The 23,728-nt window shown below is 67.3% G+C and carries 26 protein-coding genes and 1 tRNA gene; 14 read left to right on the forward strand and 13 right to left on the reverse strand.

Features of this window, described 5'->3' with window-relative positions:
* Window positions 1–3: 3 nt before the first annotated feature.
* Together lptG and HAV18_RS25060 are read left to right on the forward strand one after the other, a co-directional pair.
* Window positions 4–1,152: an LPS export ABC transporter permease LptG gene (gene lptG, locus HAV18_RS25055; protein WP_166961220.1), complete on the forward strand. Its 1,149-nt coding sequence runs from the start codon at window positions 4–6 to the stop codon at window positions 1,150–1,152.
* Window positions 1,153–1,179: 27 nt separating this feature from the next.
* On the forward strand, window positions 1,180–1,560 hold the full coding sequence (locus HAV18_RS25060) for a sirohydrochlorin chelatase (protein ID WP_166961223.1): 381 nt from the start codon (window positions 1,180–1,182) through the stop codon (window positions 1,558–1,560).
* 81 nt (window positions 1,561–1,641) lie between these two features.
* Here HAV18_RS25060 and cobA read toward each other — a convergent pair whose 3' ends face one another.
* The 6 genes from cobA to HAV18_RS25090 all read right to left on the reverse strand — a co-directional run bounded on the left by cobA (window position 1,642) and on the right by HAV18_RS25090 (window position 7,864).
* On the reverse strand, window positions 1,642–2,391 hold the full coding sequence (gene cobA, locus HAV18_RS25065; RefSeq protein WP_166961226.1) for a uroporphyrinogen-III C-methyltransferase: 750 nt from the start codon (window positions 2,389–2,391) through the stop codon (window positions 1,642–1,644).
* Between the two features lie 86 nt (window positions 2,392–2,477).
* Complete coding sequence (locus tag HAV18_RS25070; RefSeq protein ID WP_166961229.1) at window positions 2,478–3,794, reverse strand: sulfate adenylyltransferase subunit 1; 1,317 nt, start codon at window positions 3,792–3,794, stop codon at window positions 2,478–2,480.
* Window positions 3,795–3,816: 22 nt separating this feature from the next.
* Window positions 3,817–4,779: a sulfate adenylyltransferase subunit CysD gene (gene cysD / locus HAV18_RS25075; RefSeq protein WP_166961232.1), complete on the reverse strand. Its 963-nt coding sequence runs from the start codon at window positions 4,777–4,779 to the stop codon at window positions 3,817–3,819.
* Window positions 4,780–4,855: 76 nt separating this feature from the next.
* Window positions 4,856–5,605: a phosphoadenylyl-sulfate reductase gene (locus tag HAV18_RS25080; RefSeq protein ID WP_166961235.1), complete on the reverse strand. Its 750-nt coding sequence runs from the start codon at window positions 5,603–5,605 to the stop codon at window positions 4,856–4,858.
* Window positions 5,602–6,159 carry a DUF934 domain-containing protein gene (locus HAV18_RS25085; protein WP_166961238.1) on the reverse strand — a complete coding sequence of 186 codons (558 nt, stop codon included), beginning with the start codon at window positions 6,157–6,159 and terminating at the stop codon, window positions 5,602–5,604. Before HAV18_RS25085 ends, HAV18_RS25080 begins: the two co-directional genes overlap by 4 nt.
* 25 nt (window positions 6,160–6,184) lie before the next feature.
* Entirely contained in the window at window positions 6,185–7,864 is a 1,680-nt protein-coding gene (locus HAV18_RS25090; RefSeq protein ID WP_166961241.1) for a nitrite/sulfite reductase, read from the reverse strand.
* A 218-nt stretch (window positions 7,865–8,082) separates the two neighbouring features.
* Between HAV18_RS25090 and HAV18_RS25095 the strand changes: the two genes are divergently transcribed.
* From HAV18_RS25095 to HAV18_RS25110, 4 genes are all read left to right on the forward strand, one after another.
* Window positions 8,083–9,024 carry a CysB family HTH-type transcriptional regulator gene (locus HAV18_RS25095; protein ID WP_166961243.1) on the forward strand — a complete coding sequence of 314 codons (942 nt, stop codon included), beginning with the start codon at window positions 8,083–8,085 and terminating at the stop codon, window positions 9,022–9,024.
* 64 nt (window positions 9,025–9,088) lie between these two features.
* Entirely contained in the window at window positions 9,089–10,246 is a 1,158-nt protein-coding gene (locus HAV18_RS25100) for an ABC transporter substrate-binding protein (RefSeq protein WP_166961245.1), read from the forward strand.
* 96 nt (window positions 10,247–10,342) lie between these two features.
* Window positions 10,343–10,427, forward strand: a tRNA-Leu gene (locus tag HAV18_RS25105).
* Between the two features lie 149 nt (window positions 10,428–10,576).
* Window positions 10,577–10,744, forward strand: coding sequence for a hypothetical protein (locus tag HAV18_RS25110; protein WP_166961247.1), 168 nt, complete (start codon window positions 10,577–10,579; stop codon window positions 10,742–10,744).
* A gap of 44 nt (window positions 10,745–10,788) precedes the next feature.
* Here HAV18_RS25110 and HAV18_RS25115 read toward each other — a convergent pair whose 3' ends face one another.
* Window positions 10,789–11,691, reverse strand: a complete 903-nt coding sequence (locus HAV18_RS25115; protein ID WP_166961249.1) for a LysR family transcriptional regulator — start codon at window positions 11,689–11,691, stop codon at window positions 10,789–10,791.
* Between the two features lie 117 nt (window positions 11,692–11,808).
* Between HAV18_RS25115 and HAV18_RS25120 the strand changes: the two genes are divergently transcribed.
* Both HAV18_RS25120 and HAV18_RS25125 read left to right on the forward strand, forming a co-directional pair.
* Entirely contained in the window at window positions 11,809–12,546 is a 738-nt protein-coding gene (locus tag HAV18_RS25120) for an SDR family oxidoreductase (protein ID WP_166961251.1), read from the forward strand.
* Window positions 12,547–12,586: 40 nt separating this feature from the next.
* Entirely contained in the window at window positions 12,587–13,486 is a 900-nt protein-coding gene (locus tag HAV18_RS25125; RefSeq protein WP_166961253.1) for an SDR family oxidoreductase, read from the forward strand.
* A gap of 30 nt (window positions 13,487–13,516) precedes the next feature.
* Here the strand turns inward: HAV18_RS25125 and HAV18_RS25130 are convergent, their stop codons facing one another.
* Entirely contained in the window at window positions 13,517–14,407 is an 891-nt protein-coding gene (locus HAV18_RS25130) for an alpha/beta fold hydrolase (protein ID WP_166961255.1), read from the reverse strand.
* A gap of 106 nt (window positions 14,408–14,513) precedes the next feature.
* Here HAV18_RS25130 and HAV18_RS25135 point away from each other — a divergent pair, with 106 nt between their 5' ends.
* Window positions 14,514–15,410 carry a LysR family transcriptional regulator gene (locus tag HAV18_RS25135; protein ID WP_166961374.1) on the forward strand — a complete coding sequence of 299 codons (897 nt, stop codon included), beginning with the start codon at window positions 14,514–14,516 and terminating at the stop codon, window positions 15,408–15,410.
* A gap of 41 nt (window positions 15,411–15,451) precedes the next feature.
* On the opposite strand, the gene HAV18_RS25140 is transcribed toward HAV18_RS25135, so the two are convergent.
* The 4 genes from HAV18_RS25140 to copC all read right to left on the reverse strand — a co-directional run bounded on the left by HAV18_RS25140 (window position 15,452) and on the right by copC (window position 18,478).
* Window positions 15,452–16,399, reverse strand: coding sequence for a LysR family transcriptional regulator (locus HAV18_RS25140; protein WP_166961257.1), 948 nt, complete (start codon window positions 16,397–16,399; stop codon window positions 15,452–15,454).
* Between the two features lie 187 nt (window positions 16,400–16,586).
* A complete protein-coding gene (locus HAV18_RS25145) occupies window positions 16,587–17,360 on the reverse strand; it encodes an SDR family oxidoreductase (protein WP_166961259.1) in 774 nt (257 codons plus the stop codon).
* Window positions 17,361–17,539: 179 nt separating this feature from the next.
* The gene (locus tag HAV18_RS25150) at window positions 17,540–18,040 is read right to left on the reverse strand and encodes a DinB family protein (protein ID WP_166961261.1); all 501 of its coding nucleotides are present in this window, start codon (window positions 18,038–18,040) and stop codon (window positions 17,540–17,542) included.
* Window positions 18,041–18,103: 63 nt separating this feature from the next.
* A complete protein-coding gene (copC, locus tag HAV18_RS25155) occupies window positions 18,104–18,478 on the reverse strand; it encodes a copper homeostasis periplasmic binding protein CopC (RefSeq protein WP_166961263.1) in 375 nt (124 codons plus the stop codon).
* Between the two features lie 114 nt (window positions 18,479–18,592).
* On the opposite strand from copC, the gene HAV18_RS25160 reads away from it, so the two are divergent.
* On the forward strand, window positions 18,593–19,309 hold the full coding sequence (locus HAV18_RS25160) for a pseudouridine synthase (RefSeq protein ID WP_166961265.1): 717 nt from the start codon (window positions 18,593–18,595) through the stop codon (window positions 19,307–19,309).
* A 106-nt stretch (window positions 19,310–19,415) separates the two neighbouring features.
* The gene (locus tag HAV18_RS25165) at window positions 19,416–19,604 is read left to right on the forward strand and encodes a hypothetical protein (protein ID WP_166961267.1); all 189 of its coding nucleotides are present in this window, start codon (window positions 19,416–19,418) and stop codon (window positions 19,602–19,604) included.
* Here HAV18_RS25165 and HAV18_RS25170 read toward each other — a convergent pair.
* Window positions 19,587–20,624, reverse strand: a complete 1,038-nt coding sequence (locus tag HAV18_RS25170) for an NAD-dependent epimerase/dehydratase family protein (RefSeq protein WP_166961269.1) — start codon at window positions 20,622–20,624, stop codon at window positions 19,587–19,589. The two genes, HAV18_RS25165 and HAV18_RS25170, sit on opposite strands and share 18 nt — an antisense overlap.
* Window positions 20,625–20,731: 107 nt before the next feature.
* Here HAV18_RS25170 and HAV18_RS25175 point away from each other — a divergent pair, with 107 nt between their 5' ends.
* The 3 genes from HAV18_RS25175 to HAV18_RS25185 all read left to right on the forward strand — a co-directional run bounded on the left by HAV18_RS25175 (window position 20,732) and on the right by HAV18_RS25185 (window position 23,710).
* Window positions 20,732–21,763, forward strand: coding sequence for a CDP-6-deoxy-delta-3,4-glucoseen reductase (locus HAV18_RS25175; protein ID WP_166961271.1), 1,032 nt, complete (start codon window positions 20,732–20,734; stop codon window positions 21,761–21,763).
* A 293-nt stretch (window positions 21,764–22,056) separates the two neighbouring features.
* Window positions 22,057–23,241 carry an acetylornithine transaminase gene (locus HAV18_RS25180; RefSeq protein ID WP_166961273.1) on the forward strand — a complete coding sequence of 395 codons (1,185 nt, stop codon included), beginning with the start codon at window positions 22,057–22,059 and terminating at the stop codon, window positions 23,239–23,241.
* Window positions 23,242–23,254: 13 nt separating this feature from the next.
* Window positions 23,255–23,710: a GNAT family acetyltransferase gene (locus HAV18_RS25185; RefSeq protein ID WP_166961275.1), complete on the forward strand. Its 456-nt coding sequence runs from the start codon at window positions 23,255–23,257 to the stop codon at window positions 23,708–23,710.
* The last annotated feature ends 18 nt before the right edge of the window (window positions 23,711–23,728 follow it).

Below are 23,728 nucleotides of genomic sequence, written 5' to 3' on the forward strand. Positions count from 1 at the left end.
TCGATGCGGCTCTATGAAAAGTACTTCGCGCGACAGATCTACATCACATTCGTCTTCATCCTGTTCGCGTTTTCGGGCCTGTTCTTCTTCTTCGACCTGATCAGCGAACTGAACTCGGTCGGGCACGGCAACTACAAGTTCGGCTACGCGGTGCTGCGCGTCGCACTGCAGACCCCGTCGCGCTTCTACGAGATCATCCCGGTCGCCGCGCTGATCAGCGCGATCTACGTGTTCGCACAAATGGCCGCGAACTCGGAATTCACGATCTTTCGCGTGTCGGGGCTCGCGACCAACCAGGCGCTGCGCTCGCTGCTGAAGATCGGCATTCCGCTCGTGATCGTCACCTACCTGATCGGCGAATTCGTCGGCCCGTACGCCGATCAATTGTCCGAGCGCGTGCGGCTGCAGGCCCTCGGCGCATCGGTGTCGTCGAACTTCCAGTCGGGCGTGTGGGTGAAGGACACGCTCGCGGCCCGCAACAACGGCGAGCAGGTCACGCGCTTCGTCAACGTCGGCAGCCTGTCGCCCGACTCGACGATCAGCAACGTGCGCATCTACGAATTCGATTCGAAGTTCCAGCTGCAGAACGTGCGGATCGCGCAAACGGGACGCTACGAGCCGCCCGGCCACTGGCTGCTGAAAGGCGTCACCGAGACCGAGCTGACGCCGATCAAGCCGATCAGCGGCCAGCCGGCCGACGCGCTGAACCCCGTGTACCGGTCGCAGCAGGTATCGCTGCCCGAATACCGGCTGCGCTCGGACCTGACGCCGCAGATCCTGTCGGTGCTGCTCGTGTCGCCGGAGCGCATGTCGATCATCAACCTGTTCCGCTACATCCAGCACTTGCGCGAGAACCAGCAGGACACGCAGCGCTACGACATCGCACTGTGGCGCAAGCTGCTGTATCCGTTCGCGGTGTTCGTGATGCTCGTGCTGTCGCTGCCGTTCGCGTACCTGCACACGCGTGCGGGCGTGGTCGGCGTGAAGGTGTTCGGCGGCATCATGCTCGGCATGAGCTTCCAGTTGCTCAATACGCTGTTCTCGCACATCGGCACGCTGAGCGCGTGGCCCGCGCCGCTCACCGCTGCGACACCGGGCCTCATCTATCTCGCGCTCGGCCTGTTCTCGCTCAAGTGGGTCGACCGGCACTGAGCGCCGCGTCATGACGGAGGCTTCGACATGAGTTCGCACGGCATCGTCCTGTTCGGCCATGGCGCTCGCGATCCGCGCTGGGCCGAGCCGTTCGAGCGGCTCGCCACGCGACTGCGCGGCGCCGGCTCCCCTGCCCCGCACGTGTCGCTCGCGTTCCTCGAACTGATGACGCCGTCGCTCGCCGACGCCGTCGCCGCGCAGGTCGCCGCCGGCTGCACGCGCATCACCGTCGTGCCCGTGTTCTTCGGCCAGGGCGGCCATGTCCGCCGCGACCTGCCGCAGCTCGTCGATGCATGCCGCGCCGCGCATCCCGCTGTCGAGATCCGCTGCGCGACGGCCGTCGGCGAAGACGACGGCGTGCTCGACGCGATCGCCCGCTACTGCATCGACCAGATCGGCAGCGCGTAAGCCCCGCGGTCACGGCACACAAAGAAAAAGCGCTGGCCTTCGCCAGCGCTTTTTTCGTTTCAGACTCCAGCCGGATCCCGCTCAGGCCGCATTTCGCAGCGAATCGCCCTCTTTCGCCTGCCCGGCGCGCTCGGCGAACGCGTCGCCGATCATCAGCAGGCTCGGTTCTGCGGGATCGAGCCACGCCTGTGCGTCGCCCGCCGCCATCTGCGCGAGCGTCAGCGTCAGCGTGCGCTCGCGCGTGGTGCTGCACGCCTCGACGATCGCCACGGGCGTCGCCGGCGCACGGCCTGCGTCGATCAGTTCCTGCGCGATGCCGGGCGCGCTGTCGCGGCCCATGTAGTAGACGATCGAATCGGCGCGCGCGGTTTCGCGGATCTCGTCGCTGCCCGGCGCACGGCTGTGGGTCGCGAACGCGACGCTGCGCGACACGCCGCGCAGCGTCAGCGACCGCTTCAGCGTCGCCGCACCGGCCAGCGCCGCGGTGATGCCCGGCACGACCTCGTAGTCGATGCCGGCCGCTTCCAGCGCGCGCATCTCCTCTTCGGCGCGACCGAACAGCATCGGGTCACCGCCCTTCAGCCGCACGACGCATGCATGTTCGCGCGCCGCATCGACGATCTGCTTGTTGATGAAGTGCTGCGCGGTCGAGCGCTGCCCGCAGCGCTTGCCGACTGCGATCCGGCGCGCATTCGGCGCGTAGTCGAGCATCGCGGGCTCGACGAGCGCGTCGTGCAGCACGACGTCCGCCTGTGCGAGCAGCCGCGCGCCGCGCACCGTGATGAGGTCCGCCGCGCCCGGCCCTGCTCCGATCAGATACACCTTGCCCATGTTTGTCGCTTCGCTTCGTCCGTGCGGACGTTTGCGTACAGCCCGCGCCGCCGTGTGGCGGCGCGGTTTGCCGCGCAGATTGACGATTACGCCGAGAACGCCCGGATCATGCCGGCGGCGACCGTGTGGTGCGTCGCTTCGTCGATCAGCACGAACGCGCCCGTGCCCGGATGCGCATCGTACGTATCGCAGACGATCGGCTTCTGCAGCGTCAGCGCGACGCGGCCGATGTCGTTCATCTTCAGGTCGTGACGGTCGGTCGCGTGCGACAGCGTATGCACGTCGAGCACCTGCTTGACCGCGCCGATCTTCGCGAACACCGTGCTCGTCGTCTGCTTCAGCAGGTACTTGCGCTGCGGCGACAGCGGCGTCTCGTCGAACCAGCACAGGTCGGCCTCGAGCTTCTTGGCCGGCTCGACCGGCTCGGCGGTCGTGACGAACATGTCGCCGCGCGACACGTCGACGTCTTCCGCCAGGCGAATCGTCACGGCCTGGCCCGCGAACGCATGCGCGACGGACGCGGTGCCGCCCGGCACCGGCGCGACGATCTCGGCGATCGTTGCCGTGCGGTTCGACGGCAGCACGACGATCTCGTCGCCGACCTTCACTTCGCCCGACTCGATACGGCCCATGTAGCCGCGGAAATCGTCGGCCGAGCTGCCGTCCTGACGCGCGACCCACTGCACCGGGAAGCGCAGCGCGTCATGCGCCTGCGTCTCGACCGGCAGAGACTCGAGCACGTCGAGGAGCGGCTCGCCTGCGTACCACGGCATGCGCTCGCTCGCGCCGACGATGTTGTCGCCCTTCAGCGCCGACACCGGCACGAAGCGCACGTCGGTGAGGCCGAGCTGTTTCGCCAGCGTGACGTACGCGTCGCGGATCTCGTTGAAGCGCGCTTCGCTGTAGTCGACGAGGTCCATCTTGTTGATCGCGACGATCACGTGCTGCAGCGCGAGCAGCTTGACGATCGCGCTGTGGCGCTTGGTCTGCGGCAGCAGGTCGGCGACACCGTTCTCGACCGTCACGCGCGTCGCGTCGACCAGGATGATCGCCGCGTGCGCGGTCGATGCGCCCGTCACCATGTTGCGCGTGTACTGTTCGTGGCCCGGCGTATCGGCGATGATGAACTTGCGCTTCGCGGTCGCGAAATAGCGGTACGCGACGTCGATCGTGATGCCCTGCTCGCGCTCGGCTTCGAGACCGTCAGTCAGCAGCGCGAGGTCGAGCTCGTCGCCGACCGTGCGCTTGTTCTTCGCACGCGACAGCGCGGACAGCTGGTCGGACAGCACGGCCTTGCTGTCGTACAGCAGGCGGCCGATCAGCGTGCTCTTGCCGTCGTCGACGCTGCCTGCGGTGATGAAGCGCAGCACGCCGAGGTCTTCGGTGTTCTCGATGATGCTCATGATGTGAATGTCCTCGTGTGCTTCAGAAATAACCTTGCTTCTTGCGCTGTTCCATCGCGGCTTCGGAGGCCTGGTCGTCCATCCGGGTCGCGCCGCGCTCGGTGATCTCGGTCACCGCCGTCTCGGCGATGATCTTCTCGACGTCGTCCGCGTCGCTCTCGACCGGGCACGTGCAGGAAATATCGCCGACCGTGCGGAAGCGCACCTGCGCGAGCTCGCTCGTTTCACCCTCGCGCATCGGCGTGAGCGGCGTGACCGGCACGAGCAGCCCGTTGCGGCGCACGATCTCGCGCTCGTGCGCGTAATAGATCGACGGCAGTTCGAGGTTCTCGCGCGCGATGTACTGCCACACGTCGAGTTCGGTCCAGTTCGAGATCGGGAACACGCGCAGGTGCTCGCCCTTGTGCAGGCGGGCGTTGTACAGGCTCCACAGTTCCGGGCGCTGTGCCTTCGGATCCCATTGGCCGAATTCGTCGCGGAACGAGAAAATGCGCTCCTTCGCACGTGCCTTCTCTTCGTCACGGCGCGCACCGCCGATCAGCGCCGTATAGCCGTGCTGTTCGATCGTCTCGAGCAGCGTGACGGCCTGTGCGGCATTGCGCGAATCGGTTTCGCGGCGCAGCACGACCGTGCCGCGCTTGATCGAATCCTCGACGTGGCCGACGACCAGCTCGGCACCGAGCTCTTGCGCGCGGCGATCGCGGAAGTCGATCACTTCTTCGTAGTTGTGGCCCGTGTCGATGTGTACGAGCGGGAACGGCAGCGTCGTCTTGCGGTTCGCGCCGAGGCCGAATGCCTTCAGTGCCAGATGCAGCACGACGACCGAATCCTTGCCGCCCGAGAACAACAGCGCCGGCTTGCTGCATTCGGCGACCAGTTCGCGCAGGATATGAATCGACTCGGCTTCGAGCCAGTCGAGGTGGCCCATGCGGTTGTCGGCACCGGCGGGCGGGGCAAAGGCGGATTGCTCGAGCGTCGTGCTCATGATTTCAGTCCTTCTCTTCTGGGTTCGTGCCGCCCGCTGTCGCAGGCGGCGCAATATTCAGTTTCTTGTCAGGCTTTCAGTGCGTGGCGCCGGCGACGGCTTCCGCGGGAATCGGCGTGATCGTGATGTGCAGGCCGCATTCCTTCGTATCGCGCGACTCCCACCACCAGCGGCCCGCGCGGCTGTCCTCGCCGGGACGGATCGCCCGCGTACAGGGCTCGCAGCCGATGCTCGGGTAGCCGCGTGCGTGCAGCGGGTTCACCGGCACGTCAAACGCGTTAAGGTACGCCCACACGTCGGCTTCCGTCCAGTCGGCGAGCGGGTTGTACTTCGCGATCCCGCGCGCTTCGTCCTGTTCTTCCTCGTGCAGCTCGGCGCGCGTGACCGACTGCTCGCGGCGCTGGCCCGTGACCCATGCACCGACGTCCGAGAGCGCGCGATTCAGCGGCTCGACTTTGCGGATGTGGCAGCACGACTTGCGCAGCTCGACGCTCTCGTAGAACGCGTTCAGGCCGTGCTCGGCGACGTACTGGTCGACCGCGTCCTGCCGCGGATGGAACTGCTCGATCTCGTAGCCGTAGCGCTCGCGCACGCGGTCGATCATGCCGAGCGTTTCCGCGTGCAAGCGGCCCGTGTTCAGCGAAAAGATGCCGATCCGCGCACCCTTCGACAGGATCGCATGCGTCAGCAGCATGTCTTCCGCCGCGAGGCTGCTCGCGAACTTCACCTGCTCGTGACGGGCACCGATCTGCGCGAGCAGCGCGTCGAGGCGCTCGACCTTCGCGGCGAGTTCCGGGCTCAGCGCGGTGGCGGCGGCGGTGCTCATGCGCTCACCTTCGCTTCGGGCGTCGCTACGTCCGCCGTCGCGGCGCGGCGGCGGAACAGCGGTTCGGGCTGGTCGAACGCGCCCTGATAACGCTGCGTGAATTCCGTGAACGCATTCAGCGCGTCGTGGATGTCCTTGTCGGCGCGCACCGCGAACGCGTCGAAGCCGCAACGCGACATGTACAGCAACTGGTCGCGCAGCACGTCGCCGATCGAGCGCAGTTCGCCCGTCCAGCCGTGGCGCTCGCGCAACAGGCGCGCGATGCTGTAGCCGCGGCCGTCCGCGAAGCGCGGGAAATCGACCGCGATCAGCGAAATCGCGCCGAAGTCGGCCACGAGATCGGCCGGCTCGCTGTCCGGGGCGAGCCACACGCCGAGCTCGTCCTTCGTCTTCGCGGCGACGAGCGCCGCGCGCTCGGCCTGCCACAACGCGAACGGGACCAGCACCTTGCCGGCCGGCAACGCGTCGACCGCGGGCAGTGCACCGTCTTCCGCCGCGCGCACGACCTGCCATGCATCGTCGATCACTGCGCGGTTCTTGATAATCGAAGCCATCTGCTAATTCCTTGTACCCGGTTGGTTACGCGTTCACTGCCTGGCGCGCCGCATACACGCGCTCCTTGAACGGCGCGATGCCGATGCGGTCGTACGTTTCGACGAAGCGTTCGCCGTCGATGCGCGATTCGACGAACGTATCGATCAGCTTCGCGATCACGTCGGGCACTTCTTCCGCCGAGAACGACGGCCCGATCACGCGGCCGAGGCGCGCGCCGTTCCGGCCCGTGCCCTGCTCGCCGCCGAGCGACACCTGGTACCACTCGGCGCCGTCCTTGTCGACACCGAGGATGCCGATGTTGCCGACGTGGTGGTGACCGCACGAGTTCATGCAACCGGAAATGTTCAGCGACAGGTCGCCGAGGTCGTACACATAGTCCAGATCGTCGAAACGCTGCTGGATCGCCAGCGCGATCGGGATCGACTTCGCGTTCGCGAGCGAGCAGAAATCGCCGCCCGGGCACGCGATGATGTCGGTCAGCAGGCCGATGTTCGGCGTCGCGAAACTCGCCGCCTTCGCCTTTTCCCACACCGCGAACAAGTCGCGCTTCTTCACGTTCGCGAGAATCAGGTTCTGCTCGTGCGACACGCGCAGCTCGCCGAGCGAGTATTCGTCGGCCCAGTCGGCCACCAGTTCCATCTGCGCGTCGGTCGCATCGCCCGGCGCCACGCGGTGATCCTTCAGCGACAGCGTGACGGCCGCATAGCCGGCCACCTTGTGCGGCGCAACATTACGCTCGACCCAGCGCGCGAATGCCTTGTTTTCGAGCAGGTGCTGCTCGAACGATGCGTCGGTGTCGGCCAGTTTCTCGTAGACGGGCGGCTGGAAGTATTGCGACACGCGATCGACTTCCACCTGCGTGAGCGTCGACGGGCCGTCCTTCAGGTGCTGCCACTCTTCCTCGACCTGCTGCGCGAACTTCGCGGGCGACAGCGCCTTCACGAGGATCTTGATGCGCGCCTTGTACAGGTTGTCGCGGCGGCCGTAACGGTTGTATACGCGCAGCACGGCTTCGCAGTAGGTCAGCAGATGCTGCCACGGCAGGTCTTCCTTGATCACCGCGCCGATGATCGGCGTGCGGCCGAGGCCGCCGCCCGCGAGGATGCTCGCGACCACTTCGCCCTGCGCGTTCTTCTTCAGGTACACGCCGAGGTCGTGAATCTGCACGGCCGCGCGGTCGTCCTTCGAGCCCGACACCGCGATCTTGAACTTGCGCGGCAGCCACGCGAATTCGGGATGGAACGTCGACCACTGACGCAGGATTTCCGACCACGGACGCGGATCGATCTCTTCGTCCTGGGCAACGCCGGCGAACTGGTCGGCGGTGATGTTGCGGATGCAGTTGCCCGAGGTCTGGATGCCGTGCATCTGCACCGACGCGAGCTTCGCGAGGATCTCGGGCGTGTCTTCCAGCTCGATCCAGTTGAACTGGATGTTCGAGCGGGTCGAGAAGTGACCGTAGCCGCGGTCGTGTTCGCGGGCGATGCGCGCCAGCATCCGGAGCTGGTCGCTGCGCAGGTTGCCGTAAGGAATCGCGATGCGGTGCATGTATGCGTGGCGCTGCATGTACAGGCCGTTCTGCAGGCGCAGCGGACGGAATTCTTCTTCGCTCAACTCGCCCGACAGGCGGCGGCGCACCTGATCGCGGTACTGCGCGACACGCTCGTCGACGATCGTCTGGTCGTATTGGTCGTACTGATACATTCGGGGACCCCAGGGGTTTTCGTGGTGACCGCGCGACGTCCTAGCCACGTCGCGCCCGAATCTCCGTTCCACCGTCACTGTCGCCGGCATCCGCTGCCGGGTGGATTGCTAATGACGAAAACAGATATCCATATTTGAAAAACTCCGGTGAATCGTAATAAACTCGCCTTATATTTCAAACGACTAAAAAATTCTGTTGATATGCGGAAGGGTTATAAATGAACCTGCACCAATTTCGCTTCGTGCGCGAGGCCGTCCGGCAGAATTTCAACCTAACCGAGGCTGCCAAGGCGCTCTACACGTCGCAACCGGGGGTATCGAAGGCGATCATCGAGCTCGAGGACGAGCTGGGCGTGGAGATCTTCACGCGGCACGGCAAGCGCGTGCGCTCGCTCACCGAGCCGGGCAGGATCATCCTCGCGTCGGTCGAGCGGATTCTCCAGGAGGTTGAAAGCCTTAAAAGGGTCGGGAAAGATTATGCCGCACAGGATCAGGGCAACCTGACCATCGCAGCGACCCACACGCAGGCCCGCTACTCGCTGCCGGCCGCGATCGCCGAATTCAAGAAGCGCTTCCCGAAAGTGCACCTGTCGATCCTGCAGGGCAGCCCGACGCAGGTGGCCGAGATGGTGATCCACGACCAGGCCGATCTCGCGATCGCGACCGAGGCGATCTCCGACTACAAGGAACTCGTGTCGCTGCCCTGCTTCCAGTGGCACCACGCGGCCGTCGTGCCGGCCGACCACCCGCTGCTCGAACGCAAGCCGATCACGCTCGACGATCTCGCGCAGTACCCGCTGATCACATACGAGGGTGCGTTCGCGGGCCGCAAGAAGATCAATCACGCGTTCGCGCTGCGCGGGCTGTCGCCGGACATCGTGCTCGAGGCGATCGACGCCGACGTGATCAAGACCTACGTCGAACTCGGCCTCGGCGTCGGCATCATGGCCGACATCGCGTTCAACCCGGAGCGCGACCGCAACCTGCGGTTGATCCCGGTCGGCCACCTGTTCGGCAGCAACGTGACGCGTGTCGCGCTCAAGCAGGGCGCCTACCTGCGCAGCTATGTGTATACGCTCGTCGAACTGCTGTCGCCGACGCTGAACCGCAAGCTGATCGAACAGGCGCTCAAGGGTGAAGCCGAATCGTACGAGCTCTGAGCCGCGTGTATAAACAGAGGGGCGCACATCGCGCCCCTTTTTGCTGCCCGACGGAGATTCCCGCATGACGCTTTCCGCCCTGTTGCGCCGCGCCGCCGCCGGCGCCCTCATGCTGACCTGCGCGGCCGCGCATGCCGACCTGAAGGTCGGCGTCGACCTGTCGTCGACCGGCCCGGCCGCCGCGATCGGCATCACGAGCAAGAACGCGATCCTGATGTGGCCGAAGACGATCGCCGGGCAGCCCGTGCAGGTGACGGTGCTCGACGATGCGTCCGACCCGGGCACCGCGGTGCGCAACATCCGCAAGCTGGTCGACGAGGATCACGTCGACGTCGTGGTCGGGCCGAACATCACGCCCGCCGCGCTCGCGGCACTCGATGCGGTGGCCGCCGGGCAGACGCCGATGATCACGCTGGTCGGCTCCGGCGCGATCGTCGAGCCGCAGGAAGGCGCACGGACCTGGGCGTTCAAGATGGCGCAGAGCGACCGCGCGATGGCCGACGTGATGACGCGCTACATGGCGAACCATGGCGTGAAGACGGTCGGCTTCATCGGCTTCGCGGACAGCTACGGCGACAGCTGGCTGAACGAGTTCACGCGCTTCGCGGACTTGCGCAAGATCCGCGTCGTCGCGACCGAGCGCTACAACCGCACGGACGCGAGCGTCACGGGCCAGGCGCTGAAGTTGATCGCGGCGAAGCCCGACGCGATCCTGATCGCGGGCTCGGGCACGCCGGCCGTCCTGCCGCAGCGCACGCTGATCGAACGTGGCTACAAGGGCCCAATCTACCAGACGCACGGGATCGCGACACCGGAATTCATCAAGCTTGGCGGCAAGGACGTCGACGGGACGCTGTTCCCGACCCAGCCGGTGGTCGTCGCGCGCACGCTGCCGGCCGATCATCCGGCCCGCAAGGCCGCGCTCGCATTCGTCGACGCATACGAGGCGAAGTACGGCGCCGGCACGGTCACGCAGTTCGCGGGCGACGCGGCGGGCGTCTACCCGCGCCTCGCCGACGCGGTCGGCCGCGCGCTGAAGGCCGCGCAGCCCGGCACGCCCGCGTTCCGCGCGGCGCTGCGGCGCGAGCTGGAACGCGCGCACGAACTCGTCGTGCCGAACGGGGTCGTCAATACCAGCGACAAGGACCATGTGGGACTCGACCAGCGCGCGAGCGTGATGGGGATCGTCAAGCAGGGCCGGTTCGTCTACCTGAGCCAGTGACGTGCGCGACCGGCATTCGGGCAGCTTGCCCGGCGTCGGGATTTCGGACATAATCCGCGTTTCGCCGCGCACAATCGCACGCGCGGCCAGAATCAAGCCCAGGTGGTGAAATTGGTAGACGCAGGGGACTCAAAATCCCCCGCCGCAAGGCGTGCCGGTTCGATTCCGGCCCTGGGCACCAGCATTCTCGCAGCGTGAAGCGCTGCGTCCCCCGAAACCCGCGCAAGCTCGCCGCTTCGCGGGTTTTTTGTTTTTGCCGCACGCACGCGCAACGCGTACCCCCGCGCAGCAGTCCAAGCATTATGAGGATGCGCGGCACGGAGGCACGCCATGTCCATGCGCACGATTTCATCTCCGCTCTGCCGACGCGTGCTCGCCGTGGCGCTGTCGTTCATGCTGGCCGGATGCGACGTACTGACCGCGCCGCCGGTGCCCGACTGGCCGGGCCCGCACGCGCCCTACCCGTTCCCGGACAGCATTCCGCATCGCACCGAATGAATGGACGGGAAGGCCGCCGTCGGCACTTCGACTCAAGCCCGTGTTCAGGCCATCAACGCCCGAACGAAGTCGAGGAACACCCTCACCTTCGCGGAAACGAGATTGGACGCGTGGTGATACGCGTAGAGCGGAAACGTCTCGTCCGCCCATTCCGGCAACAGCAGCACCAGCCGCCCGTCGGCCAGGATGTCCCGCGCATAGAGTTCCAGCAACTGCGCGACACCCGCGCCGCCCAGGCATGCGCCGAGCAGCATGCCCGTGTCGTTGACCATCAGCCGGCCAGCGGCATCGAACGGCACCACCTCCTTGCCGCGATGGAATTCCCATTCGAACGGCCGCCCCGTCACCGGATCGCGGATCAGCACGCAGCGATGCCCGCTCGCAAGATCCCGCGGGTGCCGCGGTTCGCCGTGACGCGCGACATAGGCCGCCGACGCACAGGTGAGCACGCGCGTTTCCAGCAACAGCCGCGCACGATATGACGACGGTTCCGGAATGCCGAACCGCACCGCCACGTCGAACCCGTCGGCGACGAGGTCGCCCATCCGGTCGCGCACGCTGATCTCGACCGACAGATCGGGGAAGCGGTCGAGAAACTCCGCCATCTTCGGCGCCAGCACGTAGTGGCCGAAGGTCGCGTCGACGTTGACGCGCAGCCGCCCCCTGACACGCGCTTTCGACTGGCCGGCGTCGATCGCCGCGTCCGCGATGCCGGCCAGCAGCGGCGCGACCGCCTCATAGAAACGCCGGCCTTCGTCGGTCAGCGTGATCGCGCGCGCCGTGCGGTTGAAGATCCGGATGCCGACGCGCTCTTCCAGCCGGGCGACCGCACGGCTCACCGCCGGCTGCGTCAACCCCATCGCCTCGCCGGCGCGCGCGAAAGTGCCGGCCTCGATCACCGCCGAGAGCACGCCGATCCCGCTCAGGAGCCTGCTATCGAATGCCATTAGACATACTTTCAGTCATTCTTGATCTGCTAATTATTCATTATTTTTATTGACCGAGGAAGCCTACATTGGTCCTGTCGCCGGATCGCACGGCACTCACGAACCAGGGAGCAGGACATGAGCACATCGGAACAGGTCGCCCTCGTCACGGGTTCTTCGCGCGGCATCGGCGCGGAAATCGCCCGCCGTCTCGCCCGCGACGGTTTCAGGGTCGTCGTGAACTATGCCGGCGGCGCCGGCCCGGCCCGGGAAGTGGTCGACGCGATCGTCGCCGACGGCGGCACCGCCGTCGCGGTACAAGCGGACGTCGCCGATCCGGCGGCGGTGGCCGCGCTGTTCGACGCGGCCGAGCAGGCGTTCGGCCGTATCGACGTGGTCGTCAACAGCGCGGGCGTGATGAAACTCGCGCCCCTCGCCGAATTCGACGACGCAGCATTCGACCAGACCGTCGCGATCAACCTGAAGGGGGCGTTCAACGTCAGCCGCGAGGCGGCGAAGCGCGTGCGCGACGGCGGCCGCATCGTCAACCTGACCTCGAGCGTGATCGGCATGCGCCTGCCGACCTACGGCGTGTACATCGCGACCAAGGCCGCCGTCGAGGGCATGACACAGGTGCTCGCACAGGAGATGCGCGGCCGCAACATCAGCGTGAACGCCGTCGCGCCGGGGCCGGTCGCGACCGAGCTGTTCCTGCACGGCAAGAGCGCCGAACTCGTCAACCGGATGGCGAAGATGAACCCGCTGGAGCGGCTCGGCCAGCCCGCGGACATCGCCAGCGTCGTCGCGTTTCTCGCCGGCCCCGACGGCGCATGGGTCAACGGTCAGGTCCTGCGCGCCAACGGCGGCATGTGCTGACGGGCCGCCTGCCGCGTCCCCCCGTTACCGGAGATCGATCATGAAGGAAGTCATTCTCGTCACGGGCGCGTCCAGCGGCTTCGGCCTGCTGACGGCCCAGGCGCTCGCCCGCGCCGGCCATGCCGTCTACGCGTCGATGCGAGAAAGCACCGGCCGCAACGCGCCGCGCGTCGCCGCCATCGCCGCCTATGCGCAGGAACACGGCGTCGACCTGCGCACCGTCGAGCTCGACGTCGGCGACGACGCGTCCGTCGGCACCGCCATCGACCGCGTGATCGCGGACAACGGCCGCCTCGACGTCATCGTCCACAATGCCGGGCACATGGTATTCGGCCCGGCCGAAGCGTTCACGCCCGAGCAGATCGCCCGGCTCTACGACATCAACGTCGTGTCGACCCAGCGCGTCAACCGCGCGGCGCTGCCGCAACTGCGCCGCCAGGGCCGCGGCCTGCTCGTCTGGGTGTCGTCGTCGTCCGCACGCGGCGGTACGCCGCCGTTCCTCGCCCCTTACTTCGCCGCGAAAGCCGCGATGGATTCGCTCGCGGTGTCCTATGCGGCCGAACTCGCCCGCTGGGGTATCGAGACGTCGATCGTCGTGCCGGGCGCCTTCACCCAGGGCACGAATCACTTCGCCCACGCGGGCAAGCCGGCCGATGCGACCGTGCAGGCCGCCTACGACGACGGCCCCTATGCGGGCGTCGCCGAGCAGGCGCTCCAGGGCCTCGCCGCGCTCGAACCGGCGGACGCCGATGCCGGCACCGTCGCGACGGCAATTGCCGACATCGTCGCCGCACCCGCCGGCAAGCGCCCGTACCGCGTATTCGTCGATCCGTCGCAGGACGGCGCGGAGGAAGTGTTCCGCGTCGGCGATCGCATCCGCCGTGAGATGTTCAGGAACATCGGCCTCGCCGACCTGCTCGCGGCCCGCGTCGGCAGTTGATCCGCTGCGCGCCGGGCACGCCGGCGCGCGTCAGCGTTGCTCGCAGAACCCGAGGATCGCGCCGGCGACCGCCGCCGGCGCCTCGCGCTGCGGAAAGTGACCGACGCCGTCCAGCACCTGCCGCGCGTAGCGTCCCGTAAAGAAACGCTCACGCCCGGCCGAACTGTCCGGATGATTGCAGGTGTCCGCGCCGCCGTGCAGCACGAGCGTCGGCACCGCCAGCACGGGCGCCGGGTTCAGCCGCGCATTGTCGTCCGCATAGGCCGGCGTGCCCGGCGCAAATCCCCACCGATGCCGGTACGAATGCAGGACGACGTCGATCCAGTCGGGCCCGTCGAACGCGTCTGCGGCCGCCTCGAAATCGCCGTCGCGATACCAGCCCGGCGGCGACCACGTGTCCCACATCAAGCGGGCAAGCGCGCGGCGATCGTCGCGCAACGCCTGCTCGCCGCGCGGCGTCGCCATGAACCAGTGATACCAGTAATTGCGCGCCTGCTGCAGCGACAGTGGCTGCCCGGGATCGTTGGTGCCGTACCCGACCGACAGCATCACGAGATACGATGCGGCGGCGTCGCGCAGCCCGCACGCGTTCGCGGCCGCCCGGGCGCCCCAGTCGTGCCCGACCAGCACGGGCCGCTCGATACCAAGCGCATCGACGAAGTCGAGCAGGTCGCGTCCGAGCGCCGCGAGCTGGCCGCTGCGCGGCACGGACGCGTCGCGAAAACGGGTCGGCGCAAAACCGCGCAGCGCGGGCGCCAGCACGCGGTAGCCGCGCGCCGCCAGCGCTGCTGCCACCGCTTCCCAGCCGGCAGGACTATCCGGCCAGCCGTGCAGCAGCACGGCCACGCGCTCGCCGCGCGGGTTCCATTCGAGATAGGCAATATCGAGCGACGCGGTCGTCGCATACGCATAGGTCGTCATCGTGTACTCCGTTGGGTCAGCCTGAGCGCACGATGGTAGGTCGGCATTTCATCACGATTCACGGAGTATCATGATTCATTCTTTGAATTTCACGTTGAATCGACTGATGGAACCGCTGACCGATCCCGCGTCGACCGCGCTCGACATCACGCTGCTACGCACCTTCCTCGAAGTCGTCGACAGCCACGGATTCGCGCCGGCCGCGGAACGTCTCGCGCTCACACCCTCCGCCGTCAGCGGCCACATCAAGCGGCTCGAACAGGCGGCCGGCACGGTGCTGCTCGCGCGCACGACACGCCGTATCGCACTCACGCCGGCAGGCGACACGCTGTACGCGTACGCGCGCAACATCGTCGATATGGAGCGCGAAGTACGCGCGCGGCTCCGCGGCGCGCCGGCGCACGGGCCGCTGCGGGTCGGTGCGTCGGAAGATTTCGCGGGCGCGTGGCTGCCGCATGTGCTGCGCACGTTTCGCGACCGCCATCCACGCACGTCGATCGAGTTGAAGGTCGGCATCACTGCGTCGCTGCTGCGCGAGCAGACGCTCGGCCGGCTCGACGTCGTGTTCGGCAAGCAGTGCCGGCAGGTCGACACACCGGGCGAACTGCTGTGGGAAGAGCCGCTCGTGTGGGCGTTCGCATCGGACCGCGCGCTCGACGCGGGCGGCGAAGTGCCGCTCGCGCTGTTTCCGCAGCCATGCGTGTATCGCGAAGCCGCCGTCGCGGCACTCGCCGCCGCGCTGCGACCGTTCCGCGTGCTGTTCGAGAGCAGCAGCATGGCCGGCTGCGTGTCGGCCGCGCTCGCCGGCTTCGCGGTCACCGCGCTGGCACGCAGCCAGCTGCGCGACGGCTTGCGCGAATGCGGGCCGCAAGACGGTCTGCCGGCGCTACCGGCCGCGCGCTTCTACGCGTTCGCGGCGAAATCGGACGGCGCGGGTGCGGCATTGATCGACGCGGTGCGGGATACCGGGCGCAGCCGGCAGTTCGCGGCGCTGCCCGGTTGAAACTGGCGCGGCGCGCACATGGCGCAAACCGCGCGCGTCGGTCAGTCGCCTTCTCCGTCCTCGCCGCCCTCCCCGCCTTCCCCGCCCCTAGTCAGTGCACTCGCCATCAGCTCGCCGAACCACTCGACGAACGCATTGAGCCGGCGCGAACGATGGCGCCGATGCGGATACACGGCCGACACGTCCATCGGTGCGGCGCGGTGGCCGGGCATCACGTCGACGAGTGCGCCGCTGTCGAGCAGATGCTCGACGTCGAAGCGCGGAATCTGGATCAGCCCCATCCCCGCGATACAGCTCGCGATATAGGTTTCGGCGTTGTTGACGATCACGCGGCTCGGCAGCGTAAGTGTGTGCCGCTGGCCGTCCGCGCAGTATTCCCAGTCGAGCTCGCGCCCTGTCGTCGGCGACGCATAACCGATCGCCCAGTGTCCGTGCGCGAGCGCGTCCGGATGCTCGGGCACGCCGCTTTCGCGCAGGTAGTCGGGGCTCGCGCAGTTGATCAGCGTGAACTGCCCGAGCGGCCGCACGACGAGGCTGCTGTCCGCGAGCCGCCCGACGCGGATCGCGCAGTCGACGCCCTCCTGCACCAGGTCGATCGAACGATCCGTCGAGCCGAGCGACAGTTGCAGCTTCGGGTAACGGTGAAACAGCGACGGCAGCGCAGGCGCCACCATGCGGCGCGCGATCCGGCTCGGCACGTCGACATTCAAGCGGCCGATTACGTCGCGGTCGCGGCGGCGGAACAGGCGGTCGAGTTCGTCGGCTTCCGCGAGCAGGCGCCGGCCGCGTTCGAGCAGCAGCGCGCCATCGGCAGTGAGCTGCACCTGGCGCGTCGTACGATGCAGGAGGCGCGTGCCGAGCCCCGTCTCGAGTTGCTGGACGGCCGCCGACACGGTCGCGCGCGGCACGTCAAGCGCGTGCGCGGCCTTGATGAAGCTGCCCATCTCGGCAACCTGCAGGAAGATTCTGACCTGATCCAGCTTGTCCATCGGCGGGGAACGTAGGTTCGGAAGATCGTCGCCGCCGGCTGTCGCGCGTCGCGGCAAGGTCCGGCGGCACAGAGAAAACGGGCGCGCAGCTGCAGGGCCGCGCGCCCGTCCATTGTCCACGCAAACGCGCCATTGCGGTGCGCCACGCGCCCGCGACAGCCGCCGGCGCGGCCCGTTGCCGGGCAGGTTACTTGGTCGTATAGCCGCCGTTGATCAGGATCGTCTGGCCCGTGATCCACCAGCCGTCGGTGACGAGATGGCGAATGAACGGCACGACGTCCTCGATGTCGGTCAGGCCCGTCTTGCTGAACGGCGACAGCGCGGCCGCGGTCTTGTGATACGCGACCGCATCGGCACCCTCGGCCGGATAGAAGAACGGCGTGTCCATCGGACCCGGCCCGACGGCCGTCACCGAGATCCCGCGCGCGCCGTATTCCTTCGACGCCGCGCGCGTGAAATGCTCGACCGGCGCCTTCGACCCTTCGTACGCCGCATAGAACGGCGTGAACGCGCCGAGCAGCGACGTCACGAGCGTGACGAGCTTGCCGTGATCCTCGAGGTGCCGCCCCGCTTCCTTGATGAAGAAGAACGCCGACTTGCTGTTGACCGCGAACATGTCGTCGTACTCGGCCTCGCTGATCTCGGTGAACGGCTTCTTCAGCACCTTGCCGACCGTGTTGATCGCGATGTCGATCTTGCCGAAGCGCTGCTTCGCGTCGTCGAACAGCTTCTCGACCGCAGCGGCCGTCGTCAGGTCGGCCTGGAACGTGGCAGCTTCCGCGCCGGCCGCGCGCACCGCAGCGGCCGTCTCCTCGGCCTGTGCCTGCGACGCCGCGCTGTTGTAGTGAATCGCCACCGCCTTCGCGCCGTGGCTCGCCAGGTCCCGCGCGATCAGGCCGCCGAGATTCTTTGCGCCGCCTGCGATCAGGACGACCTTGTCTGCGAGCGTATGAGTTGCCACGGTTGACTCCTTTTTCCGTTGAACGAAGCTAGGAGTGTAGGCACGCGCGACGCGCCGGTCAGCCAGTCGCGGCTGGATGGATTATCCAGAAAAACGATCCAATCGCAGCGAGGTAATGTTGCCTGCCGTACGGACAACAGCACCGGAATCTGACACCGATGCAGCGCATGCCAGCCGGCTCAGCGGGCGTACAGTTCCGCGTCGATCTTGCCGAGCAGCCACTGCATGCCAGCGAGATGCTGCTGGTCGTGGCTGCACAGGTAGTGGACGAGCCCGCGCACGGTCAACGAGCCGTAGCCGTCGAACTCCCCGGTGCGCGCAAGCTGTTCGGGCGTGAGGCGCGACACGAGATCCAGCGTCTCGCGCCGCGCTTCGCGGATCGCCGCGAGCACGTCGGACGCATACGCGTCGTTATAGCGGCGCTCGATCGCGAGTGCGTCGCCATCGATCGACACGAGCAGCGGCCGGTCTTCGTCGAGCATCCGCCGCAACCGCACGTGATAGCCGTCAGTCTCGATGTCGCGCACGTGGCAAAGCTGCCCGAGCGGCGAGAAGTGCTCGCTCGGGATCCCGGCCCAATCGTCGGGCGTCCAGCGTGCATAGCCGTCGGGTACGGCCGCGAAGTGCGCTTCGAGCAGGCGGGGGAAATCGGCGAGTGCGTCGAGCGTCGTCGGATTCATGCGGGACTCCCTGTCGAATAGGGGCGACTGCAGCCCTGGCACGGGCCTGCCGCCGCCGTTGCGTCACTTCACGCTGAAGCCGTACGCGCCCTGCGTGCGGTGCCCGTCGGTCGCGACGGCCACCCATTTCACCGTATAGGCACCAGTGCCGACTGCCGTGAGCGGCACCGTCATCCGCTTGCGGTTCGACGCGTCGATGCGCGCGTGGCCGTCCGACACCGTCTTGCCGTCGCCATCGACGACGACGATCGAGCTGAATGCCGGCTCCAGCGGCTCGGTGAAGTCGATCGTGACGGCAGCCGGTGCGGCGGCCACCGCCGCGCCTGCCGCCGGATCGCTCTTCGCGAGATGCGCGTGCGCGAACGCGGCCGACGAGACGGTCGCGGCAACGATGAGGGCGGCTGCCTGGCGGCCAAACGGGAATGAATCGAAACGCATGGACTTTCCGTGAAGAATGAACGGGCGCCGCACCCTGCGCGGCGTTCCGGCAGCTTACCAGCGCATGCGCGTTCATGGCGGTCATCGGCCGCCGCTTGATAGAATGCGCGCGCTATGGATCTCGAAAGCATTCTCTACACCCAGGGCTTCGGCTCGCGCCGCCAGTGCCGCGGCCTGATCGAAGCGGGCCGCGTCGCCGTGGCGGGCGCCAGCGCGACCGACCCCGACGCCGCGTTCGACACCGACGGCCTCGTGTTCTCGGTCGACGATACGACGTGGCCGTTCCACACGCATGCGTATCTCGCGCTCAACAAGCCGGCCGGCTACGAGTGTTCGCGCGACCCGCAACACCACGCGAGCGTATTCAGCCTGCTGCCCGCGCCGCTCGTCGCGCGTGGCGTGCAGTGCGTCGGCCGTCTCGACCAGGACACGACGGGCCTGCTGCTGCTGTCCGACGACGGCCAGTTCGTGCACGCGTACACGTCGCCGAAGCGCAAGGTGCCGAAGACCTACGTCGCGACCGTGCGTCACCCGCTCGACGATGCGCAGCTGAATGCGCTGCGTAGCGGCGTGCAGCTGCACGGTGAGCCGAAGCCGATCGCGGCCGTCGCCGCCGACGCGCGCGACACGCACGCGCTCGCGCTGACCGTCCTCGAAGGCAAATACCACCAGGTCAAGCGCATGGTGGCGGCAGCGAGCAATCGCGTCGAGTTGCTGCACCGCGAAAGCATCGGCGGCTTCACGCTGCCGGACGACCTCGCACCGGGCGCGTGGCGCTGGCTTGACGAAGCCGACCTTTCATCACTCCGCAATCCCGTCAAAACCCTGTAAGGGAAAATCCGCACGACCGTTCGGTGCCCGGCCGCGTCTCGGCCGCATGTTCCCCCGCTATACTGAAATCACAAGCTGCAAGAGCAGCGATGCAGGGGGAGATACCATGAACATCAACCATTCTTTCGAACTGTCGTCCGTGATGATCGCGTTCGCGGTCATCGGTGTCGTCGTGATCGGCGGCCTGCTGGCCATGATGCACGCGAAGCACAAATACCATCCGAACCTGATTGGCGCGCTGATCGGCGCGCTGCTTTGCTTCCTGCTGATCGAGGCGTTACCGGCGCTGACCTGACGCGCTGCCCGGCGCGAGCGTTTGAAGGAAATCGTCTACGGTCGGATACCGCAGCGTCACGCACAATTCGGCCTTGAGCCGTGTGTTGGACAGGCGCCGCGACTCGCGCATGAACGACAGCAGTGTCGGTTCGAGCTGACGCTCGGCGTCCGCGCGGCTGACGCGTGGCGGCCTCGGCAGGCCGAGCGCCTGCGCGACCCGGTCGAAATACTCCCCCATCCGCAGCTCGCTGTCGTCCGACGCATGCACGGCGCGCGCCGGCTTGCCGCGTTCGGCCGCGCGGCGCAGGATCGCCGCGAGATCGTCCGCGTGGATGTGGTTCGTGTAGACGTCGTCGGCCGGCTCGAGCGCCGGCGTGCCGCGCTCGAGCCGAGCGACCGGCAGACGGTTCGCCGCGTAGATGCCCGGAATGCGCACGATGCGCGCGGACAGCACGCCGCGCACCGTCGCCGCGCGCAGTTGCCGCTCGGCCGACACGCGCCGGAACGCCCGCGGATTCGCGGGGCGCAGCGGATGCGTTTCGTCGATGCGTGCGCCACCGCAGTCGCCGTATACGCCCGTCGTACTGGCGTAGACGAGCCTCGGCGCACGAAGGCCGTCGGGTACAATACGCGCTGCCCGAACGGGCGCGCCGGCCTGTCGAGCAGCGGTGCGCAGCGTTCGGAGCCGGCCGACCGCCGGTGCCGGCGGCACCGGTGGCCGTCGTGCAGGCACGGTCGTTGCGGCGATCAGCGCACGCGTGCGCCGGTCGTCGCGGCCGTCGGACTGCGGCGGCGCGAGATGCAGGATCGTGCGGGCCAGACCCGCGAGGCGGCCGAGCGTCGCCCGGCGATCGAGGTCGCCGACGATCGGCGTCGCGCCCGCGGCGCGCAGTTCGTCGCGGCGGGCCGGGTGGCTCGTCAGCGCGAAGATCCGCAGGTTGCGGTGCGAGTCGCGCCATTGCGCGACGCAGCGCATGCCGACGTCGCCGCAGCCGACGATCAGTGCGCGCGGCCGGCGCAGGATTCGAGTCGCGATCATGTTGGTTGCGAAATCAGTAGCCACCGTTGCGCGACGCGCAACGGGCTTGCATTGTAGCTGCCGTGCTCGACAGGCACGGTCCCCACATTTTGTTCTAGTTTGGTTCTATGGCATTCAACGTCACTCTCAAGCAAAGCGGCCGGCAATTCCAGGTCGAGTCGGACGAAACCGTGCTGGCGGCTGCGCTGCGCCAGAACGTCCATCTGCCGTACGGCTGCAAGAACGGCGCGTGCGGCTCCTGCAAGGGCCAGATCGTGTCGGGCCAGATCGAACAGGGACCGCACGCCGCGTCGGCGCTGTCCAACGACGAGCGCACGCGCGGCCTCGCGCTGCTGTGCTGCTCGAAGGCGCAGTGCGATCTCGAAATCGACGTGCGCGAAATCGCCGGCGTCGACGGCGTGCAGGTCAAGAAGCTGCCGTGCCGGATCGCCGCGCTCGAACGAAAGGCCGACGACGTCATGGTCGTGAAGCTGCAGTTGCCGGCCAACGAACGCCTGCAGTATCTCGCGGGCCAGTACGTCGAGTTCATCCTGAAGGACGGCTCGCGCCGCAGCTACTCGATGGCGAACGCGCCGCACGAGGAAGGCCCGGTCGAGCTGCACATCCGCCACATGCCGGGCGGCAAGTTCACCGACCACGTGTTCGGCGCGATGAAGGAGCGCGACATCCTGCGCTTCGAAGGCCCGCTCGGCACGTTCTTCCTGCGCGAGGATTCCGACAAGCCGATCGTGCTGCTCGCATCGGGCACGGGCTTCGCGCCGATCAAGGCGATCATCGAGCACGTGAAGCACACGGGCATCACGCGCCCGATGACGCTCTACTGGGGCGCGCGCCGCAAGAAGGACATCTACCTCGGCGAGCTCGCCGAGCAGTGGGCACGCGAGATCCCGAACTTCACGTACGTGCCGGTGCTCTCCGAGCCGGACGCCGGCGACCAGTGGACGGGCCGCACGGGCTTCGTCCATCGCGCGGTGATCGAAGACCTGCCCGATCTGTCGGGCCACCAGGTGTACGCATGCGGCGCGCCGGTGATGGTCGAATCCGCACAGCGCGACTTCACGCAGCACCACGCGCTGCCGGCTGACGAGTTCTACGCCGACTCGTTCACGAGCGCCGCCGATCTCGCGCATCCGGTCTGACACCCGCGCACCCGCGTCCCGCGTTGCGCACCGCGATGTCACATCCGTGGCATCGCGGCGGTTTACAGTTGGGCGCGGGATGCCTTATGCTTGCGCACATGAACTGCTTCCTGTCCGCCCTTCGACGTCGCCGCTCGCCGCTCCGCCCGGATGCCGCAGGCTCGTCACGGACTCGCGCGTAACCCCCGCACTGCTTCACCGGTTACGCACAAGCTGTTCGACCCACCAGCCACGGCCTTCCGTGGCTTTTTTATTGCCTGTTTCCCTTTCAACGTCCGCTGGAGTCTGCTGCCATGCCCCTGAACGATTATCCGATCGACTCGCTGATGTACATCACGAACCGCCCCGACATCGTGTTTACGCACGGCAAGGGTTCGTGGCTCTACGATCACACGGGCAAGCGCTATCTGGACTTCATCCAGGGCTGGGCCGTCAACAGCCTCGGCCACTGCAACGACGGCATCGTCGAAGCACTGAAGACGCAGGCGGAAAAGCTGCTGAACCCGTCGCCCGCGTTCTACAACGAACCGATGGCGAAGCTCGCCGGCCTGCTCACGCAGCACAGCGTGTTCGACAAGGTGTTCTTCACGAACAGCGGCGCGGAAGCGAACGAAGGCGCGATCAAGCTCGCGCGCAAGTGGGGCCGCAAGTTCAAGAACGGCGCATACGAGATCATCACGTTCGACCACAGCTTCCACGGCCGCACGCTCGCGACGATGTCGGCCAGCGGCAAGCCGGGCTGGGACACGATCTACGCGCCGCAGGTGCCGGGCTTCCCGAAGGCCGAGCTGAACGACATCAACTCGGTCGAGAAGCTGATCACCGACAAGACCGTCGCGGTGATGCTCGAGCCGATCCAGGGTGAAGGCGGCGTGATTCCGGCGACGCGTGAATTCATGCAGGCGCTGCGCGCGCTGACGAAGCAGCACAACCTGCTGCTGATCGTCGACGAGGTGCAAAGCGGCTGCGGCCGCGCGGGCACGCTGTTCGCGTACGAACTGTCGGGCATCGAGCCGGACGTCATGACGCTCGCGAAAGGCATCGGCGGCGGCGCCCCGCTCGGCGCGCTGCTGTCGAAGGCCGACGTCGCGGTGTTCGAGGCCGGTGACCAGGGCGGCACGTACAACGGCAACCCGCTGATGACGGCGGTCGGCTATTCGGTGATCTCGCAGCTCGTCGCGCCGGGTTTCCTCGAAGGCGTGCGTGCGCGCAGCGAATACCTGAAGCGCAAGCTGCTCGAGCTGTCGGAAGAGCGCGGTTTCGAAGGCGAACGCGGCGAAGGCCTGCTGCGCGCGCTGCTGCTCGGCAAGGACATCGGCCCGCAGATCGTCGAGAAGGCGCGCGACATGCAGCCCGACGGCCTGCTGCTGAACGCCGCGCGGCCGAACCTGCTGCGCTTCATGCCCGCACTGAACGTGACGACCGAAGAGATCGACCAGATGATGGCGATGCTGCGGTCGGTTCTCGACACGCTCTGAGGAGAGCCCGCCGATGGATGCCGCCAACGATACTGTCGCAATCCGCCCGTTCGAACGCGCCGACACCGAAGCCGTGCTCGCGGTATGGTGCGACGCGTTCCCGCAGTACGACGAAGCCGGTGCGCCGCCGCACCGCGATCCGCTGCGCTCGATCGAGCTGAAGCTCGCGACGCAGCCGGAGCTGTTTTTCGTCGCGACCAGCGGCGCACGCGTCGTCGGCACGCTGATGGCGGGTTTCGACGGACATCGCGGCTGGCTCTACTCGTTCGGCGTATCGAACGACGCGCGGCGGCTCGGCATCGGCCGCGCGCTGATCGCGCATGCGGAACGCGCGCTCGCCGCGCGCGGCTGCCTGAAGATCAACCTGCAGGTGCTGCCCGGCAACGACGATGCGTGCCGCTTCTACGCGGCGCTCGGCTACCGCGTCGAGGAGCGTATCTCGTTCGGCAAGACGCTGCCGGCCGCATGACGCGAAAGCCGGCAGCCG

It is taken from the genome of Burkholderia sp. D-99, assembly GCF_011605345.1.
GTDB lineage: Bacteria > Pseudomonadota > Gammaproteobacteria > Burkholderiales > Burkholderiaceae > Burkholderia.

What these genes read in the sequence shown, in the direction of transcription:
- lptG (WP_166961220.1), top strand. Translation starts at nt 4, where the DNA reads ATGCGGCTCTATGAAAAGTACTTCGCGCGACAGATCTACATCACATTC.
- HAV18_RS25060 (WP_166961223.1), top strand. Translation starts at nt 1,180, where the DNA reads ATGAGTTCGCACGGCATCGTCCTGTTCGGCCATGGCGCTCGCGATCCG.
- cobA (WP_166961226.1), bottom strand. Translation starts at nt 2,391, where the DNA reads ATGGGCAAGGTGTATCTGATCGGAGCAGGGCCGGGCGCGGCGGACCTC.
- HAV18_RS25070 (WP_166961229.1), bottom strand. Translation starts at nt 3,794, where the DNA reads ATGAGCATCATCGAGAACACCGAAGACCTCGGCGTGCTGCGCTTCATC.
- cysD (WP_166961232.1), bottom strand. Translation starts at nt 4,779, where the DNA reads ATGAGCACGACGCTCGAGCAATCCGCCTTTGCCCCGCCCGCCGGTGCC.
- HAV18_RS25080 (WP_166961235.1), bottom strand. Translation starts at nt 5,605, where the DNA reads ATGAGCACCGCCGCCGCCACCGCGCTGAGCCCGGAACTCGCCGCGAAG.
- HAV18_RS25085 (WP_166961238.1), bottom strand. Translation starts at nt 6,159, where the DNA reads ATGGCTTCGATTATCAAGAACCGCGCAGTGATCGACGATGCATGGCAG.
- HAV18_RS25090 (WP_166961241.1), bottom strand. Translation starts at nt 7,864, where the DNA reads ATGTATCAGTACGACCAATACGACCAGACGATCGTCGACGAGCGTGTC.
- HAV18_RS25095 (WP_166961243.1), top strand. Translation starts at nt 8,083, where the DNA reads ATGAACCTGCACCAATTTCGCTTCGTGCGCGAGGCCGTCCGGCAGAAT.
- HAV18_RS25100 (WP_166961245.1), top strand. Translation starts at nt 9,089, where the DNA reads ATGACGCTTTCCGCCCTGTTGCGCCGCGCCGCCGCCGGCGCCCTCATG.
- HAV18_RS25110 (WP_166961247.1), top strand. Translation starts at nt 10,577, where the DNA reads ATGTCCATGCGCACGATTTCATCTCCGCTCTGCCGACGCGTGCTCGCC.
- HAV18_RS25115 (WP_166961249.1), bottom strand. Translation starts at nt 11,691, where the DNA reads ATGGCATTCGATAGCAGGCTCCTGAGCGGGATCGGCGTGCTCTCGGCG.
- HAV18_RS25120 (WP_166961251.1), top strand. Translation starts at nt 11,809, where the DNA reads ATGAGCACATCGGAACAGGTCGCCCTCGTCACGGGTTCTTCGCGCGGC.
- HAV18_RS25125 (WP_166961253.1), top strand. Translation starts at nt 12,587, where the DNA reads ATGAAGGAAGTCATTCTCGTCACGGGCGCGTCCAGCGGCTTCGGCCTG.
- HAV18_RS25130 (WP_166961255.1), bottom strand. Translation starts at nt 14,407, where the DNA reads ATGACGACCTATGCGTATGCGACGACCGCGTCGCTCGATATTGCCTAT.
- HAV18_RS25135 (WP_166961374.1), top strand. Translation starts at nt 14,514, where the DNA reads ATGGAACCGCTGACCGATCCCGCGTCGACCGCGCTCGACATCACGCTG.
- HAV18_RS25140 (WP_166961257.1), bottom strand. Translation starts at nt 16,399, where the DNA reads ATGGACAAGCTGGATCAGGTCAGAATCTTCCTGCAGGTTGCCGAGATG.
- HAV18_RS25150 (WP_166961261.1), bottom strand. Translation starts at nt 18,040, where the DNA reads ATGAATCCGACGACGCTCGACGCACTCGCCGATTTCCCCCGCCTGCTC.
- copC (WP_166961263.1), bottom strand. Translation starts at nt 18,478, where the DNA reads ATGCGTTTCGATTCATTCCCGTTTGGCCGCCAGGCAGCCGCCCTCATC.
- HAV18_RS25160 (WP_166961265.1), top strand. Translation starts at nt 18,593, where the DNA reads ATGGATCTCGAAAGCATTCTCTACACCCAGGGCTTCGGCTCGCGCCGC.
- HAV18_RS25165 (WP_166961267.1), top strand. Translation starts at nt 19,416, where the DNA reads ATGAACATCAACCATTCTTTCGAACTGTCGTCCGTGATGATCGCGTTC.
- HAV18_RS25170 (WP_166961269.1), bottom strand. Translation starts at nt 20,624, where the DNA reads ATGATCGCGACTCGAATCCTGCGCCGGCCGCGCGCACTGATCGTCGGC.
- HAV18_RS25175 (WP_166961271.1), top strand. Translation starts at nt 20,732, where the DNA reads ATGGCATTCAACGTCACTCTCAAGCAAAGCGGCCGGCAATTCCAGGTC.
- HAV18_RS25180 (WP_166961273.1), top strand. Translation starts at nt 22,057, where the DNA reads ATGCCCCTGAACGATTATCCGATCGACTCGCTGATGTACATCACGAAC.
- HAV18_RS25185 (WP_166961275.1), top strand. Translation starts at nt 23,255, where the DNA reads ATGGATGCCGCCAACGATACTGTCGCAATCCGCCCGTTCGAACGCGCC.